Source organism: Burkholderia sp. FL-7-2-10-S1-D7 (assembly GCF_001524185.1).
Taxonomy (GTDB): domain Bacteria; phylum Pseudomonadota; class Gammaproteobacteria; order Burkholderiales; family Burkholderiaceae; genus Burkholderia; species Burkholderia diffusa.
Genome location: NZ_LOWY01000074.1, coordinates 188909 through 205309, shown reverse-complemented (window position 1 = coordinate 205309; position 16401 = coordinate 188909). Strand labels below are relative to the sequence as shown.

General features: G+C 65.8%; 15 protein-coding genes. 10 read left to right on the top strand and 5 right to left on the bottom strand.

Annotated elements, in window-relative coordinates; translation table 11 throughout:
- Positions 1-27: 27 nt before the first annotated feature.
- Both WS75_RS23235 and WS75_RS23230 read right to left on the bottom strand, forming a co-directional pair.
- Complete coding sequence (locus tag WS75_RS23235) at positions 28-831, bottom strand: ABC transporter permease (RefSeq protein ID WP_059683557.1); 804 nt, start codon at positions 829-831, stop codon at positions 28-30.
- Positions 828-1529, bottom strand: a complete 702-nt coding sequence (locus WS75_RS23230; RefSeq protein ID WP_059683555.1) for an ABC transporter ATP-binding protein — start codon at positions 1527-1529, stop codon at positions 828-830. Before WS75_RS23230 ends, WS75_RS23235 begins: the two co-directional genes overlap by 4 nt.
- A gap of 153 nt (positions 1530-1682) precedes the next feature.
- On the opposite strand from WS75_RS23230, the gene WS75_RS23225 reads away from it, so the two are divergent.
- Both WS75_RS23225 and WS75_RS23220 read left to right on the top strand, forming a co-directional pair.
- Complete coding sequence (locus WS75_RS23225) at positions 1683-3980, top strand: AsmA family protein (RefSeq protein ID WP_059683553.1); 2298 nt, start codon at positions 1683-1685, stop codon at positions 3978-3980.
- A gap of 132 nt (positions 3981-4112) precedes the next feature.
- Positions 4113-5705 (top strand): ABC-F family ATPase, encoded by a 1593-nt coding sequence (locus tag WS75_RS23220; RefSeq protein ID WP_059683550.1) that lies wholly within the window; start codon positions 4113-4115, stop codon positions 5703-5705.
- A 149-nt stretch (positions 5706-5854) separates the two neighbouring features.
- Here the strand turns inward: WS75_RS23220 and WS75_RS23215 are convergent, their stop codons facing one another.
- Positions 5855-6901, bottom strand: a complete 1047-nt coding sequence (locus WS75_RS23215; protein WP_059683743.1) for a zinc-dependent alcohol dehydrogenase family protein — start codon at positions 6899-6901, stop codon at positions 5855-5857.
- 133 nt (positions 6902-7034) lie between these two features.
- Between WS75_RS23215 and WS75_RS23210 the strand changes: the two genes are divergently transcribed.
- Positions 7035-7499, top strand: a complete 465-nt coding sequence (locus WS75_RS23210) for an Lrp/AsnC family transcriptional regulator (RefSeq protein ID WP_059683548.1) — start codon at positions 7035-7037, stop codon at positions 7497-7499.
- A gap of 34 nt (positions 7500-7533) precedes the next feature.
- Here WS75_RS23210 and WS75_RS23205 read toward each other — a convergent pair whose 3' ends face one another.
- Positions 7534-7899, bottom strand: coding sequence for a hypothetical protein (locus WS75_RS23205; protein ID WP_059683545.1), 366 nt, complete (start codon positions 7897-7899; stop codon positions 7534-7536).
- Between the two features lie 268 nt (positions 7900-8167).
- On the opposite strand from WS75_RS23205, the gene WS75_RS23200 reads away from it, so the two are divergent.
- The 3 genes from WS75_RS23200 to WS75_RS23190 all read left to right on the top strand — a co-directional run bounded on the left by WS75_RS23200 (position 8168) and on the right by WS75_RS23190 (position 11632).
- On the top strand, positions 8168-9604 hold the full coding sequence (locus WS75_RS23200) for an aldehyde dehydrogenase family protein (protein WP_059683542.1): 1437 nt from the start codon (positions 8168-8170) through the stop codon (positions 9602-9604).
- A gap of 129 nt (positions 9605-9733) precedes the next feature.
- A complete protein-coding gene (locus WS75_RS23195) occupies positions 9734-10924 on the top strand; it encodes an NAD(P)H-dependent flavin oxidoreductase (RefSeq protein ID WP_059683539.1) in 1191 nt (396 codons plus the stop codon).
- A gap of 66 nt (positions 10925-10990) precedes the next feature.
- Positions 10991-11632: an OmpW/AlkL family protein gene (locus WS75_RS23190; RefSeq protein ID WP_059683537.1), complete on the top strand. Its 642-nt coding sequence runs from the start codon at positions 10991-10993 to the stop codon at positions 11630-11632.
- 74 nt (positions 11633-11706) lie between these two features.
- On the opposite strand, the gene WS75_RS23185 is transcribed toward WS75_RS23190, so the two are convergent.
- On the bottom strand, positions 11707-11910 hold the full coding sequence (locus tag WS75_RS23185; protein ID WP_027784516.1) for a DUF1289 domain-containing protein: 204 nt from the start codon (positions 11908-11910) through the stop codon (positions 11707-11709).
- 362 nt (positions 11911-12272) lie between these two features.
- Between WS75_RS23185 and WS75_RS23180 the strand changes: the two genes are divergently transcribed.
- The 4 genes from WS75_RS23180 (at position 12273) to WS75_RS23165 (ending at position 16355) form a co-directional block, all read left to right on the top strand.
- Positions 12273-13367: a polyamine ABC transporter substrate-binding protein gene (locus WS75_RS23180; protein ID WP_059683534.1), complete on the top strand. Its 1095-nt coding sequence runs from the start codon at positions 12273-12275 to the stop codon at positions 13365-13367.
- An 86-nt stretch (positions 13368-13453) separates the two neighbouring features.
- Positions 13454-14614 (top strand): ABC transporter ATP-binding protein, encoded by a 1161-nt coding sequence (locus tag WS75_RS23175; protein ID WP_059683530.1) that lies wholly within the window; start codon positions 13454-13456, stop codon positions 14612-14614.
- On the top strand, positions 14611-15537 hold the full coding sequence (locus WS75_RS23170) for an ABC transporter permease subunit (protein WP_059683525.1): 927 nt from the start codon (positions 14611-14613) through the stop codon (positions 15535-15537). Before WS75_RS23175 ends, WS75_RS23170 begins: the two co-directional genes overlap by 4 nt.
- Entirely contained in the window at positions 15534-16355 is an 822-nt protein-coding gene (locus tag WS75_RS23165) for an ABC transporter permease subunit (RefSeq protein WP_059606893.1), read from the top strand. The genes WS75_RS23170 and WS75_RS23165 overlap by 4 nt, the downstream gene beginning before the upstream one ends.
- Positions 16356-16401: the final 46 nt, after the last annotated feature.

The window sequence follows — 16401 nt, the reverse complement described above, 5'->3', positions numbered from 1 at the left end:
ATGCCGCGTGCGTCGCGGCGCCGCGGGTCAAGGCACGCGTTCCTCGAGCCGCGATGCAAGAAAGCGGTGATCGGCCGAGAACAACCGGCGATACGTCATCAGCACTGCGCCAACGGTGCCGAGCGCGGACGCCGCGGCGATCAGGAACATGATGACGATCTGGTAGCGCACCGCCTGCAGCGGCGACTGGCCGGCCAGCACCTGGCCCGTCATCATCCCCGGCAGGCTCACGACGCCGACGACGGCCATCTGGTTGAGCGTCGGCAGCATGCCCGCGCGCACGGCCTGGCGCGCGGCGTCCTGCGCGGCTTCCCAGCGTGTCGCACCGAGCGCCAGTGCCGTCTCGACGCGGTCGCGTCGCGCGGTCAGTTCCTCCATCATCCGTTCGACGCCGAGCGACACGCCCGTGAGCGTATTTCCGAGGATCATCCCGAGGATCGGGATCGCATATTGCGGCGTGTACCACGGATGAATGCGGATCACGACGAACAGGCCGACGGCCGCGACGAACCAGCTGCTGAGCCAGATCGACGCGATGCTGTCGACGCGCTGTCCGCGATACGTGTGCTTGCCTCGGCCGGCGCCCGCGAAGCCTGCGATCAGCGTCATCAACGCCGTGAGCGGCAGCACGACGGTCCAGTGCGGATGACCGAACACCCAGCCGAGCACGTAGCCGATCGCCAGCAGCTGCACGACGGTGCGCACGGCGGCGAGCGCGAGCTTGCGCCCGAGGCCGAGCGACAGCGCGGCCGAGATCGCGCCGTTGACCGCGACGAGCGCGGCGGCGATCCCGACGTCGACGAGGCTCAGGTCCTGCAGTGCGGGGCTCATTGCTGCGCCTCCATCGCGTTCGCGGCGTGCAGCACGCCGGCCTGCATCACGAGCCGCATCGTGCCGATCCGGGCGGCTTGCGCCGGATCGTGCGAGATCCACATGTAGGCACGTGCATCGGGTGCCGCGTCGAACCACGCGCCGACAAGCGCTTCGATCGCGCGCGTCGAGTCGGGGTCGAGCGCGGACGTCGGCTCGTCCAGCAACAGCACGTCGGGGTCGAGCTGCAGCACGCGCAGGAGCGCGGCGATCTGCGCTTCGCCGCCCGACAGTTCGCTCGCCCGCTTGTCGAGGAAATCGGCGCCGCGACCGGCGCGTGCCGCGAGCGCTTCGGCGCGTGCGCGGTCGAACGTCACGTCGCGGTAGATCGCGAGCGAATACGGGTAGCGCAATTGCGCTTCGACGGTCCCGTCCATCTGCGCGGGCCGCTGGCGCACGTAGGCAATGCTGCGCCGGTAGCGCGGAATCGCGCCGCGCCTGATCCGCTTGCCGCGCCACAGGATATGACCGCCGTCGAGCGGGTCGAGCAACGCGAGCGCGCGCAGCAGCACGCTCTTGCCGGAGCCCGACGGTCCCGTGATAGCAATTCGCGATCCCGCGGCGAGGCTGAAGTCGGTCGGCGCGAGCAGTGTCTTGCCGCTGCTGGCGTCGCGGCGCGTGATGTGCTGCGCATCGATGAGGCCGTTTGGGGCTGTCATGTCACAAATGAAAAAAAGCGTTAATGGCGCCGAAGCGTTGCTGCAGCGTGCGCCATAATACCCATTGAAAAGCCGCCGGTGTCGTGCTTCATTCACTCACGCAAGTTGGCCCGACATCGTGCGCAAACTCTGCGGAACAACAACGGAACCGCCATGACGCTAGCACGAGCCATCGGCAAATCGGCTGCATGGATCGTCGGTATCGTCGCACTGGTCATTGCGGCGGCCGGCATCTTCATCTTCACGTTCGACTGGAACCACGCGAAACCGTGGGTCAACGAACAAGTGAGTACCGCACTTGGCCGCCCGTTCGCGATCAATGGCGATCTCAAGGTCGGCTGGCGCCGCCCCGACGGCGAGACCGGCTGGCGCGCATGGGTGCCCTGGCCGAGTTTCTCCGCCACGCAACTCGAGATCGGCAACCCGGACTGGGCGAAGGGGCCCAAGTTCGTCACGCTCGATGCCGCGCATTTCGATCTTGCGATTCTCCCGCTCCTCGCGCACGAAATCGTCATTCCGTCGATCGATGTCGTCAATCCCGCGGTCGACCTCGAGCGGCTCGCCGACGGCCGCAATACGTGGACCTTCCAGTTCAAGCAATCGTCGCAGCCGTCGCCGTGGAAGGTGCGGCTCGACAGCTTCGGTTTCGCCAAGGGCGTCGTCACGTATCGCGATGCGATCACGAAGGCCGATCTCACGGTCGCGATCGATACGCTCGGCCAGCCGATTCCGCTCGGCGACGTGCTGAAGGAGCAGGAGCAAACGTCGCGCGCGGCGTCGGCGCAACGCGTCGGCAAGAGCGGCGCCGCGCGACTGAGCGCGAAGGCGAGTGCCGAGGCCGCGTCGGGTGCGTCGGCGGCGCAAGGCGCGAGCGGGGCGTCCGCCGTCGCGGCGTCGGGTGCATCCGCTGCCGCTCCGGCTACTTCGGTTTCCTCCGCATCCACGGCCGCGCCGGCATCCGGCGCGAGCGGGGCGTCCGCTGCGTCGGGCGCCGCTGCCGCCGCGAAGCCGGCCGGCCCGACGTATGCGTTCGGGCTCAAGGTCGACGGCCGGTACAAGAACGTGCCGATCAGCGGCACCGGCAAGGTGGGCGGCGTGCTGGCGATCGAGAAGACGACGCAGCCGTTCCCGCTGCAGGCCGACGTGAAGGCCGGCGACACGCGGCTGGCGATCGTCGGCACGCTGACCGACCCGATGCATCTCGCGGCACTTGACCTGCGTCTGTGGCTGCAGGGCACGTCGATGTCGCACCTCTACCAGATCACGGGCATCACGCTGCCCGACACGCCGCCGTATGCGACCGAGGGGCGCCTGATCGGCAACTTCAAGCAGCACGCGAGCACGTTCCGCTACGAGAATTTCAACGGCCGCGTCGGCGGCAGCGATCTCGGCGGCACGCTCACCTGGGCGCAGCGCGAACCGCGGCCGAAGCTGTCGGGCGAACTCGTGTCGAACCTGCTGCAGTTCTCCGACCTCGCACCGGTGATCGGTGCCGACTCGGCCGCGAGCAAGGCCCAGCGCGGCGACACGACGCGCCAGCCGCCGGACCGCGTGCTGCCGGTCGCGACGTTTCGCACCGAGCGCTGGAGCGCGATCGACGCGGACGTGAAGTTCACCGGGCGCAAGCTGATCAAGAGCCCGCAACTGCCGATCACCGACCTGTACACGCACATCCTGCTGCAGGACGGCGTGCTGTCGCTCGAACCGCTGCAGTTCGGCGTGGCGGGCGGCACGCTCGCGACGAACGCGCAACTCGACGGCAGCCGCACGCCGCTCAAGGGCCGCTTTACGCTGGCTGCGCGTCACCTGAGGCTGAAGCAGCTGTTCCCGACGCAGAAGGTGATGCAGACCGCGTTCGGCGAAATCAACGGCGACGCGTCGCTGTCGGCGACCGGCAACTCACCCGCCGCGCTCGCGGCGACGTCGACCGGCGAAGTGAAGGCGCTCGTCACGAATGGCCGCATCAGCCTGCTGCTGATGGAGGCGGCGGGGCTGAACGTCGCGAACGTCGTCTACGAGAAGCTGTTCGGCTCCCGCGACGTGAACATCAACTGCGCGGCGATCGACTTCGTCGCGAGCGACGGCATGCTCGACCCGAAGGTGTTCGCGCTCGATACGGACGACGCGCTGATCAACGTCGACGGCCCGATCAACCTGCGCGACGAATCGATCGACCTGAAGATCCATCCGCATACGAAGGGTTTCCGGATCTTCTCGTTGCGTTCGCCGTTGTACGCCAAGGGCACGTTCAAGAATCCGAAGGTCGGCGTCGACGCCGGCGCGCTCGCGCTGCGCGCCGGCGCGATGGTCGGTCTGGGCCTGATCAATCCGTTCGCGGCGCTGATTCCGCTGATCGCGCCGAGCAATAACCGCGACGTGCCGTGCTCGGAGCTGTTCGGGCAGATGAAGGCCAAGGCGGCGCAGAAGGCGGCGGCGAAGGCCGGCAAGTGACGGTGTCATAGGCCGTGCCGGCGCCGCGCGCGGCGGCCCGGCCGGCGGGGCCGGAACAGGGCGGTCGGCAGTTTCTCCGACACCTGCTAAAATACACGGTTTTCCGTCGATTTCTCTCTTACGGGACCTGCCGTGCTTTCTACTGCCAACATCACGATGCAATTCGGGCCGAAGCCCTTGTTCGAGAATATCTCGGTCAAATTCGGCGAGGGCAACCGCTATGGTCTGATCGGCGCGAACGGCTGCGGCAAGTCGACCTTCATGAAGATCCTGGGCGGCGACCTCGAGCCGAGCGCCGGCAACGTCGCGCTGGAGCCGAACGTGCGCCTGGGCAAGCTGCGCCAGGACCAGTTCGCGTATGAAGACGTGCGCGTGCTCGACGTCGTGATGATGGGCCACACCGAGATGTGGGCCGCGATGACCGAGCGCGACGCGATCTACGCGAACCCGGAAGCCACCGACGACGACTACATGCACGCGGCCGAGCTCGAAGGCAAGTTCGCCGAATACGGCGGCTACGACGCCGAGGCGCGCGCGGGTGCGCTGCTGCTCGGCATCGGCATCGAGGAGAAGTTCCACAACGGCACGATGGCCGACGTCGCGCCGGGCTGGAAGCTGCGCGTGCTGCTCGCGCAGGCGCTGTTCTCGAAGCCGGACGTGCTGCTGCTCGACGAACCGACCAACAACCTGGACATCAACTCGATCCGTTGGCTCGAGCACACGCTCAACGAGTACAACTCGACGATGATCATCATCTCGCACGATCGTCACTTCCTGAACTCGGTCTGCACGCACATGGCCGACATGGACTACGGCACGCTGAAGGTTTGGCCGGGCAACTACGACGACTACATGCTCGCATCGGCACAGGCGCGCGAGCGCCAGGCCGCGGCGAACGCGCGTGCGAAGGAGCGCGTGGCCGAACTGCAGGACTTCGTGCGCCGCTTCTCGGCGAACAAGTCGAAGGCCCGCCAGGCGACGAGCCGCGCGAAGCAGATCGACAAGATCAAGATCGAGGAATTCAAGCCGTCGTCGCGCCAGAACCCGTTCATTCGCTTCGAGTTCGAGAAGAAGCTGCACAACGTCGCGGTGGTGGCCGAAGACATCACGAAGAAGTACGAGCGCACGATCTTCCAGAACTTCAACCTGTCGGTGCAGCCGGGCGAGCGCATCGCGATCATCGGCGAGAACGGCGCGGGCAAGACGACGCTGCTGCGTTCGCTGCTTGGCGCGCTCGAGCTCGATCACGGCACGGTGAAGTGGTCCGAGAACGCGAATGTCGGCTACATGCCGCAGGACACGTACGAGGAGTTCCCGAACGACATCACGCTGATGGACTGGATCGACCAGTACCGCAAGGACGGCGACGACGAAACGATGGTGCGCGGCACGCTGGGCCGCCTGCTGTTCTCGTCGGACGACATCAAGAAGTCGGTGAAGGTGCTGTCGGGCGGCGAGAAGGGCCGCATGATCTGGGGCAAGCTGATGCTCGGCCGCCACAACGTGCTGCTGATGGACGAGCCGACCAACCACATGGACATGGAGTCGATCGAGTCGCTGCAGATCGCGCTCGAGCAGTTCGAAGGCACGCTGATCTTCGTGTCGCACGACCGCGAATTCGTGAGCGGGCTGGCGAACCGGATCATCGAAGTGCGTACGGACGGGACGCTGTTCGACTTCGGCGGCAATTACGAGGAATTCCTGACGAGTCAGGGGCAGGAGTAATCGCCCGGGCAGCCGTGCCCGACCTGATGTACCGAAAGCCCGCCAGGTGCAAACCTGGCGGGCTTTTCCTTATCGGGGCCTCGGGCAGCAGCACGTGCGGGGCGCCGGAACAGGCCGCCACCCCCGCCCGCGCTGTCAGCCCTGCGCCGTCAGCCCGAAAAATCCGTTACGACCGTCACACCGGCGCCTTCGAACCGGTTCATGTTCATCAGCGCATCGATCGATTGGCCCAGACTGATTTCCTTGCCGATCAACCGGTTCGGCGCGAGCGTGCCGGCGTTCACCATGTCGAGCATCGCGTCGTAACGATGCGCCTGCATCCCGTGGCTGCCGAGAATCTCCAGTTCGTGCGCGATGACTTTGCTCATCGGCACGGCCGGCGTTGCATGCTCGCCGAGCATCAGCCCGACCTGCACATGCTTGCCGCGGCGGCGCAGATTGCTGATCGAGTTGAAGCAGGTGCTCGGATGGCCCAGCGCATCGAGCGACACGTGGGCGCCACCGCGCGTGATCTCCTTCACCGCATCGACAACGTCGGCGACTTGCGACGCATTGACGGTCGCCGCTGCGCCGACCGATCGCGCGAGCGCGAGCGCCTGGTCCGAAATGTCGATCGCGACGACGTTTGCACCGATCGCATTCGCGATCATGATCGCTGACAGACCGACGCCTCCGCAGCCGTGCACGGCCACCCACTGGCCGGCCGACGTGCGCCCCTGGTCGACCACCGCACGAAATGACGTCACGAAGCGGCATCCGAGGCTCGCCGCGGTCGGGAAATCGAGCGCGTCGGGCAGCCGCACGAGGTTGAGGTCGGCGTGATGGATGCCGACGAACTGTGCGAACGAGCCCCAGTGCGTGAAGCCGGGCTGAAACTGTTGCTCGCATACCTGCTGGTTGCCGGAGTGGCATTCCGGGCAGTGGCCGCAGCCGCCGACGAATGGCACCGTGACGCGGTCGCCGGCCTTCCAGCGCGTGACCGCCGCGCCGGCCGCGACCACGACGCCGGCGAGTTCGTGCCCCGGCACATGCGGCAGCACAATGTCCGGATCGTGCCCCATCCAGCCGTGCCAGTCGCTGCGGCACACGCCGGTCGCCTTCACTTCGATCACGACGCCGTCGGGCGCCGGCGTCGGATCGTCGACATTCATCAACCGCGGCGCCGCGCCGAACGCTTCATAAACGACTGCTTTCACCATCTTCTCCTGGGCCGAATGAGTCTTTCAATATAGCCCGACAAAAGCGGATTTATCTTTCATATTGCGATTGAGATACGGGTATTCTTGAGATAGCCTTGCGCTGATCGCGGGAATGCCGCAAGGAGCTTTCATGGAACCATTGGACAGGATCGATCGCGGCATGCTCGACATGCTTCAGCAGGACGGGCGCGTGTCGAATGCGCGGCTCGCCGAAGCGTTCTCGCTGAGCGAGACGTCCTGCTGGCGCCGGCTCCGGCGGCTGGAGGAAGCGGGCTTGATCGCGGGCTATCACGCGCGGCTCGACCGTCGCAAGCTCGGGCTCGGCGTGATGGCGTTCGTGCAGATCGTCTGCACGCAGCACAGCGAGGAGGTGACGGCCGAGTTCGAGCGCCTGATCCAGGCGAGCCCCAACGTGCTTGCATGCGACAACACGACCGGCGAAGCGGATTTCCTGCTGCAGGTGGTGGCGGCCGACCTCGACGACTACAGTCATTTCGTCGAAAGGGTGCTGCGCAGATTGCCGGGCGTACTGAGCATCCGCTCGAACCTGTCGTTGCGGCAGTTGAAGTCGACGCAGCGGCTGCCGATCGCGTGATGGCGCAAGCCGGCGCTCGCGCATGCGCGAGCGGTCAGTCGGCCAGCCGTTTGTCGGCGAGCGCCTTGCAGCAGTCGTCGTACACCCATTGCACGAGTTTCGCCCGGTAGTCGAGATCGTCGGTATCGACGATTTCCTCGACCGCGTCGCGCGCCCACGACGCGTCGACGAAGTCGGCGTGCCGCTTTGCGATGTCCTGCGCCAGCGCGGCCAGCTTCGCGATCGCGAGCCAGTCGGATTGCCGGTGGTGTCGGTCGAGCCAGCGATGCGCGGCCTGCACCTGGAACGATGCATCCGGCCAGGATTCGTTCAGGTAAAACGCGCCGAGATTGCCGCAGGTGAGCCAGCACAGCAGCTCCAGTCGATCTTGCGAGCCGAGGATATGGGGTGCGTCGGTCATGGCAGCGCTCACGAAGGCATCGATTCCGGGTGGCGCGGCCTGCAACAGCCGGCGCCGATACTAAAAACATAGCACGATGCGGGGCACGAGGTGGGGCCTCGTGGTGCGCCGGCGTGGCGCGGATGCCGCGGTTGCGGGAAGCGGACGTCTGCCGCCGGTTCGCCGGCGTCCGCGCGGGCCGTTCGGCGACGCCCGAGGTCCCGTCAGGCGTCGTCGCGCAGCCGCGCCGCACTCGTTAGAATGGCCGTTTTCCGGGAGACAGGAAGCGATGAAAATCTACGATCAGTTCTATATCGACGGCGCATGGCGCAAGCCCGCCGGAACGGGCACGATCGACGTGATCGACTCGGGCACCGAGGCCGTGATCGGCCGGATTCCCGAGGGCGTGGCGTCGGACGCGCAGGACGCGATCCGTGCGGCGCGCGCCGCATTCGACGCATGGGCCGCGACGCCGGCCGCGACGCGCGCGGGCTACCTGCGCAAGATCGTCGAGCGTCTGCAGGCGCGCAGTGAGGAACTCGCGCAGTCGATCACCGGCGAAGTCGGCATGCCGATCAAGCTGTCGCGCGCGATCCAGGTCGGCGGTCCGATCTACAACTGGAAGGCATACGCGAAGCTCGCCGAATCGTTCGAATTCGAAGCGACGGTCGGCAACTCGCGGGTGGTGCGCGAGCCGGTCGGCGTCGTCGCGGCGATCACGCCGTGGAACTACCCGCTCAACCAGATCACGCTGAAGGTCGCGCCGGCGCTCGCGGCCGGCTGCACGGTCGTCCTGAAGCCATCCGAAGTCGCGCCGCTCAACGCGTTCATGCTTGCCGAAGCGATTCACGAAGCGGGCCTGCCGCCGGGTGTGTTCAATCTCGTGTGCGGTTATGGCCCGGTCGTCGGCGAGGTGCTGGCGACCGATCCGGACGTCGACATGGTGTCGTTCACGGGTTCGACCCGTGCCGGCAAGCGCGTGGCCGAACTCGCGGCCGCGAGCGTGAAGCGCGTCGCGCTCGAACTGGGCGGCAAGTCGGCGTCGGTGATCCTCGACGATGCCGATTTCGCGGCGGCAGTGAAGGGCACGGTCAACGCGTGCTATCTGAACGCGGGCCAGACCTGTTCGGCGCACACGCGGATGCTGGTGCCCGAGGCGCGCTACGAGGAGGCGCGCGCGATCGCGAAGGCGGCAGCCGAAGCGTACGTCGCGGGCGACCCGCGTCAGGAAACGACGCGCCTCGGCGCACTCGCATCGGCCGCGCAGCAGCAGCGCGTGCAGGCCTACATCCAGCGCGGAATCGACGACGGCGCGGAACTCGTGACCGGCGGCACGGGCCTGCCGGAAGGGCTCGCGAAGGGCTTCTTCGTGAAGCCGACAGTGTTCGGCCGCGTCGATCCGAAATCGGCGATCGCGCAGGAAGAGATCTTCGGACCGGTGCTGTCGATCATCACGTATCGCGACGAAGACGAGGCCGTGCGCATCGCGAACGATTCGCCGTACGGGCTCGGCGGCGCGGTGTGGGCGGGCAGCGACGAACGCGCGATGCGCGTCGCGCGCCGCATCCGCACGGGGCAGGTCGACATCAACGGCGGCACGTGGAACGGCGCCGCGCCGTTTGGCGGCTACAAGCAGTCGGGATACGGCCGCGAAAACGGCGTATACGGGCTCGAAGAGTATCTCGAGTACAAGTCGATTCAGCTCAAGCCGGCGAATCCGGCCTGAGCGTTTCACGCCGCATGACCCGGAACGGCACGCTCGCGTGCCGTTTTTTTATTGACGGCCGTCAAGGTGCGCGCCGGTGGATCCGTCGATCATCGCGTTTCCGATTTCCGATGTTTCGACGAGGTTCAGATGACCGCACGCACTTCCTTCCCGCCGCTCATGATTCGCGGCCGCACCTTGCTGCCCGTGGTGCAGGGCGGCATGGGCGTCGGCGTCTCCGCGCACCGCCTCGCGGGCAGCGTCGCGCGCGAAGGCGCGCTCGGCACGATTGCGAGCATCGACCTGCGTCACCACCATGCAGACTTGCTCGCGCGCTGTCGCGCGAATCCCGATCGCGCGACGCTGGAGGCCGCGAACCTCGAAGCGCTGGCGCGCGAGATTCGCCTCGCGAAGACCTACAGCGAAGGACGCGGGATGATCGCGGTCAACGTGATGAAGGCGGTGAGCGCGCACGCGGATTACGTGCGCGTCGCGTGCGACGAAGGCGCCGACGCGATCGTGATGGGCGCCGGCCTGCCGCTCGATCTGCCCGACCTCACGCAGGGGCATGACATCGCGCTGATCCCGATCCTGTCGGACAGCCGCGGGATCGCGCTGGTGCTGAAGAAGTGGATGAAGAAGGGGCGGCTGCCCGATGCGATCGTGATCGAGCATCCCGCGCATGCGGGCGGCCACCTCGGCGTCACGCAGATCGACGACATGCACGATGCGCGCTTCGATTTCGCGCGCGTGCTCGACGAGACCGCGCAGGTGATGGCGTCGCTCGGCCTCGCGCGCGACACGATCCCGCTGATCGTCGCGGGCGGGATCAACAGTCACGACACGGTACGAGCGGCGCTCGCGGCCGGCGCGAACGGCGTGCAGGTGGGAACGCCGTTCGCAGTGACGGAAGAGGGCGATGCGCATCCGAACTTCAAGCGCGTGCTGGCCGATGCGCTGCCCGAGGACATCGTCGAATTCGTCAGCGTGACGGGGTTGCCTGCGCGCGCTGTGAAGACCCCCTGGCTCGATCGTTACCTGCGCAACGAAACCCGCATTCGCGACAAGCTCGGCGCGTTCAAGCAGCGCTGCCCGACCGCGCTCGAGTGCCTGAGCGTCTGCGGGCTGCGCGACGGCATCGAAAAGTTCGGCCATTTCTGCATCGACACGCGGCTCGCGGCCGCGTTGCGCGGCGACGTCGCGAACGGCCTGTTCTTCCGCGGCCGTGAAGCGCTGCCGTTCGGCAGCGCGATCCGCAGCGTGCGCGATCTGCTCGACCTGCTGCTGACGGGCCGTGCGGCGGAGCCTGCGACAAACCGTCCGATGTTTACGCTGGCTTGACGGATATCAAGGCGACGCAAAGACCCTACAGGGAGAATGGAATAAATTCTTCAAGGGGTCCGTACCATGCATAAAACGATTCGAACATGCGTCACCGCTGCCGCCGTGGCGGCAAGCCTCGTCATGATGCCCTCGCTGTCGCACGCAGCGTCGGCGGGAGACGGGATCAACCAGGGTGACGTTCTGGTCCGGTTGCGCGCGATCAGCATCCAGCCGAACGAGCGCGCGAGCGATACGCTCGGCGCGATCAACACCGGCGTGAACAACGCGATCGTGCCGGAGCTCGACTTCACCTACATGATCCGGGACTACCTGGGCGTGGAGCTGATCCTCGGCACGTCGCGGCACCAGATGACGTCGAGCCTCGGCAATCTCGGCGGTGTGGGCGTGCTGCCGCCGACGCTGTTGCTGCAGTACCACTTCAACCATGCCGGCAAGGTGCGTCCGTACGTCGGCGCGGGCCTGAACTACACGTACTTCTACAACAACGGGCTCAACGTCGGCGGGGAGGGCGTGTCGATCAACAAGAGCAGCTTCGGTCCCGCGCTGCAGTTCGGCGTCGACGTGCAGTTGACGAAGAAGGTGTTCATGAACGTCGACGTGAAGAAGATCTGGATGAGCACCGATGCGACGCTCGGCGACAAGGGCATCGGCACGCTGCACATCGATCCGCTGATCGTCGGCGTGGGCGTCGGGATGAAGTTCTAGACGCAAGCGAAAAGAACAGAGTTGGGGTTGGCGGCATGGCAGTCGGCATGCCGCTCTTTTTTTGCGCGGCGGATTTACAGCTTGTCGTACTGAAAGCGCATCGCGGTGCCTTCGCGCGTGATGCGCTCCCACACCGCGCGTTTCTCGTCGTCGCTCAGGAACACCCAGTTCGACACCTCGCCGGCCGTGCGGCCGCAGCCCTTGCAGACTTCGTCGAAGAGGGTCGAGCACACGCCGATGCAGGGGCTGTCGGGCAGGTCGTGGAGATTGGAGGCCATCGGAAGGGTTCGCGCGTTGAATCGTCAGGGCGTCATTTTAATGCATCGGGGTGACGCGGCCCGGCCGCGATGCCGATGGCGCGACGCACCACCCGTCCGGACAGTTTCGCGGCCGCCTTCTTTTCCTGATGGACAGACGCCGATTACCCGATAGAATTCCCCCGGAATGCCCCGCTGCGCGGGCCGCCCGAGTGGCCGGCGGCGGGAATCTGTTCCGTTTGCGCGACACCGGCATGATTTTTTTGTGACGGAGCGCGAATGGTGGTAGCGTTCGGGGTTTTCGAGGGGCGGCGTGCCAGAATGCGCCGCCATGACGAGGCAGACGGCAGCCGGACACGAGGTCCGGCCGGAGGGAGAGCGGGATGAAAGCAAAGGTAGTGGGCCGGTTCGCAGCGCTTGCGCTGTGCGTGGGTGCATCGGCGGCGGCGGCGAAGGATACGCAGCTCAATGTCTATAACTGGTCCGATTACATTGCGAAGGACACGATCCCGAACTTCGAGAAGCAGACGGGCGTCAAGGTTCGCTACGACAACTACGACAGCGACGACACGCTGCAGGCGAAGCTGCTGACGGGCAGCTCGGGCTACGACATCGTCGTGCCGACCAGCAACTACGCGGGCAAGCAGATCGCCGCCGGCATCTTCACGCCGCTCGACAAGTCGAAGCTGCCGAACCTCAAGTACCTCGATCCGCAACTGATGGCGCTCGTCGCCGGCGCGGACCCGGGCAACAAGTATTCGGTGCCTTGGGCGTATGGCACGACCGGCCTCGCATACAACCTGACGAAGGCGCAGCAGGCGCTCGGCAAGGTTCCGCTCGACAACTGGGACATCCTGTTCAAGCCGGAAAACATCTCGAAGCTGAAGACCTGCGGCGTGTCGGTGCTCGACGCTCCGGACCAGATGTTCGCGGCGGCGCTGCACTACATCGGCAAGGATCCGATGAGCACGAACCCGGCCGACTACAAGGCCGCGATGGACGTGCTGAAGAAGATCCGCCCGTACATCACGCAATTCAACTCGTCCGGTTACATCAACGATCTGGTCGGCGGCGACATCTGCTTCGCGTTCGGCTGGTCGGGCGACGTCGTGATCGCGAAGCATCGCGCGATCGAGGCGAAGAAGCCGTACAAGGTCGAGTACTACATTCCGAAGGGCGGCGCGCCGGTGTGGTTCGACGTGATGGCGATCCCGAAGGACGCGAAGAACAAGGACGCCGCGCTGCAGTGGATCAACTACATCGAGGATCCGAAGGTGCACGCGGCGATCACGAACGCCGTGTACTACCCGAGCGCGAACGCCGAGGCACGCAAGTACGTGCGGCCGGACGTCGCGAACGACCCGGCCGTCTACCCGCCGGCCGACGTCGTGAAGACGCTGTTCCTGCTCAAGCCGCTGCCGCCTGAAATCCAGCGTCTGCAGACGCGTCTGTGGACCGAGCTGAAATCGGGCCGCTGAAGCGAGCCGGAGCAGGCCAGCAGTCATGAAGCCCCTGGTGTCCCCGGGGGCTTTGTTCGTCAAACGCAGGAGAGAAGCAGCACATCATGAATAGCCAGTCGGGTGCGCCGGTCGCGGGCGCGCCGTCCTTCGTTCCTTCGTCCGGCGCCGATACACGCGCCGAGAACTTTGTCCAGATCGTCGACGTCGTCAAGAAATTCGGCGAGACCGAAGTGGTGCGCAACGTGAACCTGACGGTGCGCCAGGGCGAGTTGTTCGCGCTGCTCGGCAGCTCGGGTTCCGGCAAGTCGACGCTGTTGCGCATGCTCGCGGGCCTCGAGACGGTCACATCGGGCAAGATCCTGATCGACGGCGAGGACCTCGCGCAGATGCCGCCGTACAAGCGGCCCGTGAACATGATGTTCCAGTCGTATGCGCTGTTCCCGCACATGTCGGTCGAATCGAACGTCGCATACGGCCTGAAGCAGGAAGGCACGCCGAAGGCGGAACTGAAGGCGCGCGTCGCGGCCGCGCTCGAGCTCGTGCAGATGAGCAAATACGCGAAGCGCAAGCCGCACCAGCTGTCGGGCGGCCAGCAGCAGCGCGTCGCGCTCGCGCGTTCGCTCGTCAAGCGCCCGAAGGTGCTGCTGCTCGACGAGCCGATGTCGGCCCTCGACAAGCAGATCCGCCAGCGCACGCAGATCGAGCTCGTCAACATCCTGAACAAGGTCGGCGTCACCTGCATCATGGTCACGCACGACCAGGAAGAGGCGATGACGATGGCGAACCGGCTCGCCGTGATGAGCGAAGGGCAGATCGTGCAGATCGGCTCGCCGAACGAAGTCTACGAATACCCGAACAGCCGCTTCTCGGCCGAGTTCATCGGCTCGACCAACCTGTTCGAAGGCGTCACCGTCGAGGACGAACCCGACCACGTGTACATCGAATCGCCGGAGCTGCCGAGCCGGCTGTACGTGAGCCACGGGATCACGGGTCCGCTCGGGATGCCGGTCACGGTGTCGGTGCGTCCCGAGCGGATCGCGCTCACGCGCAAGCCGCCCGAAGGCGCGTTCAACTGGGCGCGCGGCAAGATCACCAACGTCGCGTACATGGGCGGCTATTCGCTGTATCACGTGAAGCTCGATGCGGGCAAGACGGTGATCGCGAACGTGTCGAGCCTCGCGATTTCGGAGCTCGACACACCGGCGCTCGGCGACGAGATCTACGTGCGCTGGAGCGCGACCGCAGGCGTGGTGCTGACGTCATGAGCGCGCTCAAGTCCCTGCTCGCGTGGCCCGTGCGGCGCTTCAACCTGAGCGGCGGCTCGGCGGTCGTCGCGGGGCCGTACACGTGGCTCGTGCTGTTCTTCCTCGTGCCGTTCGTGCTGGTCGTGAAGATCAGCTTCGCGGAGCTGCAGCTCGGCATTCCGCCGTACACGGAACTCGCATCGTACGCGGACGGCGTGGTGCACATCGCGCTGAACCTGTCGCACTACGCTTTCCTGCTCACCGACAGCCTGTATTTCGCGACCTACGTGAATTCGGTGCTGGTCGCGGCGATCACGACGCTGCTGTGCCTGCTGACCGGCTATCCGATGGCGTACTACATCGCGCGTTCGAACCCGGCGACCCGCAACCTGCTGATGATGGGCGTGATGCTGCCGTTCTGGACGTCGTTCCTGATCCGCGTGTACGCATGGATCGGGATCCTGAAGAACAACGGGCTGCTGAACAACTTCCTGATGTGGATCGGCCTGACCCATACTCCGATCGAGCTGTACCGCACGAACTACGCGGTGTACATCGGGATGGTGTATTCGTACCTCCCGTTCCTCGTGATGCCGCTGTACGCGCACCTCGTGAAGATGGACCTGCGCCTGCTCGAAGCCGCGTACGACCTCGGCGCCAAGCCGTGGAAAGCGTTCGTGCAGATCACGCTGCCGCTGTCGAAAAACGGGATCATCGCGGGCTGCCTGCTGGTGTTCATTCCGGCGGTCGGCGAGTACGTGATTCCAGAGCTGCTCGGCGGCGCGAACACGCTGATGATCGGCCGCGTGATGTGGAATGAATTCTTCAACAACGCAGACTGGCCGATGGCGTCGGCCGTGACCTGCGCGATGGTGCTGCTGCTGCTCGTGCCGATGGCGATGTTCCAGCACTTCCAGGCGAAGGAGCAGGAGGCCCGTCGATGAAGCCGAATCGTTACCTGCAGTTCGCCGCGCTGTTCGCCGGCTTCGCGTTCCTGTACATCCCGATCATCAGCCTGATCGTCTATTCGTTCAACGAGTCGAAGCTCGTCACCGTGTGGTCGGGTTTCTCGTTCCGCTGGTACTCGGCGCTCGTCGAGGACGACGAGCTGCTGACGGCTGCATGGCTGTCGCTGAAGATCGGCGTGCTGACCGCGTTCGCGTCGGTGTTCATCGGCACGTGGGCCGGTTTCGTGCTCGCGCGGATGGGGCGCTTTCGCGGCTTCGCGCTGTTCAGCGGGATGATCAACGCACCGCTGGTGATTCCGGAGGTGATCCAGGGGATCTCGCTGCTGCTGCTGTTCATCGAACTGGCGAAGTGGATCGGCTGGCCGGCCGAGCGCGGTGTGTTCACGATCTGGCTGGGCCACGTGATGCTGTGCATTTCGTACGTCGCGATCATCGTGCAGTCGCGCGTGCGCGAACTGAACCCGTCGCTCGAGGAAGCCGCGCTCGATCTGGGCGCGACGCCGCTGAAGGTGTTCTTCACGATCACGCTGCCGCTGATCTCGCAGGCGCTGATCGCGGGTTGGCTGCTCTCGTTCACGCTGTCGATCGACGACCTCGTGCTGTCGGCGTTCCTGTCGGGCCCCGGTTCGACGACGCTGCCGCTCGTCGTGTTCTCGCGCGTGCGCCTCGGCCTGAACCCGGAGATGAACGCGCTCGCGACGCTGTTCATCGTCGCGGTGACGGCCGGTGTGGTGATCGCGAACTTCGTGATGCTGCGCCAGGAGCGCAAGCGGACGGCCGCATTCGCGACCTGACGTCATCACGCACAGGTTGCCGACGCAACGAAAAACGCCCGGTGCC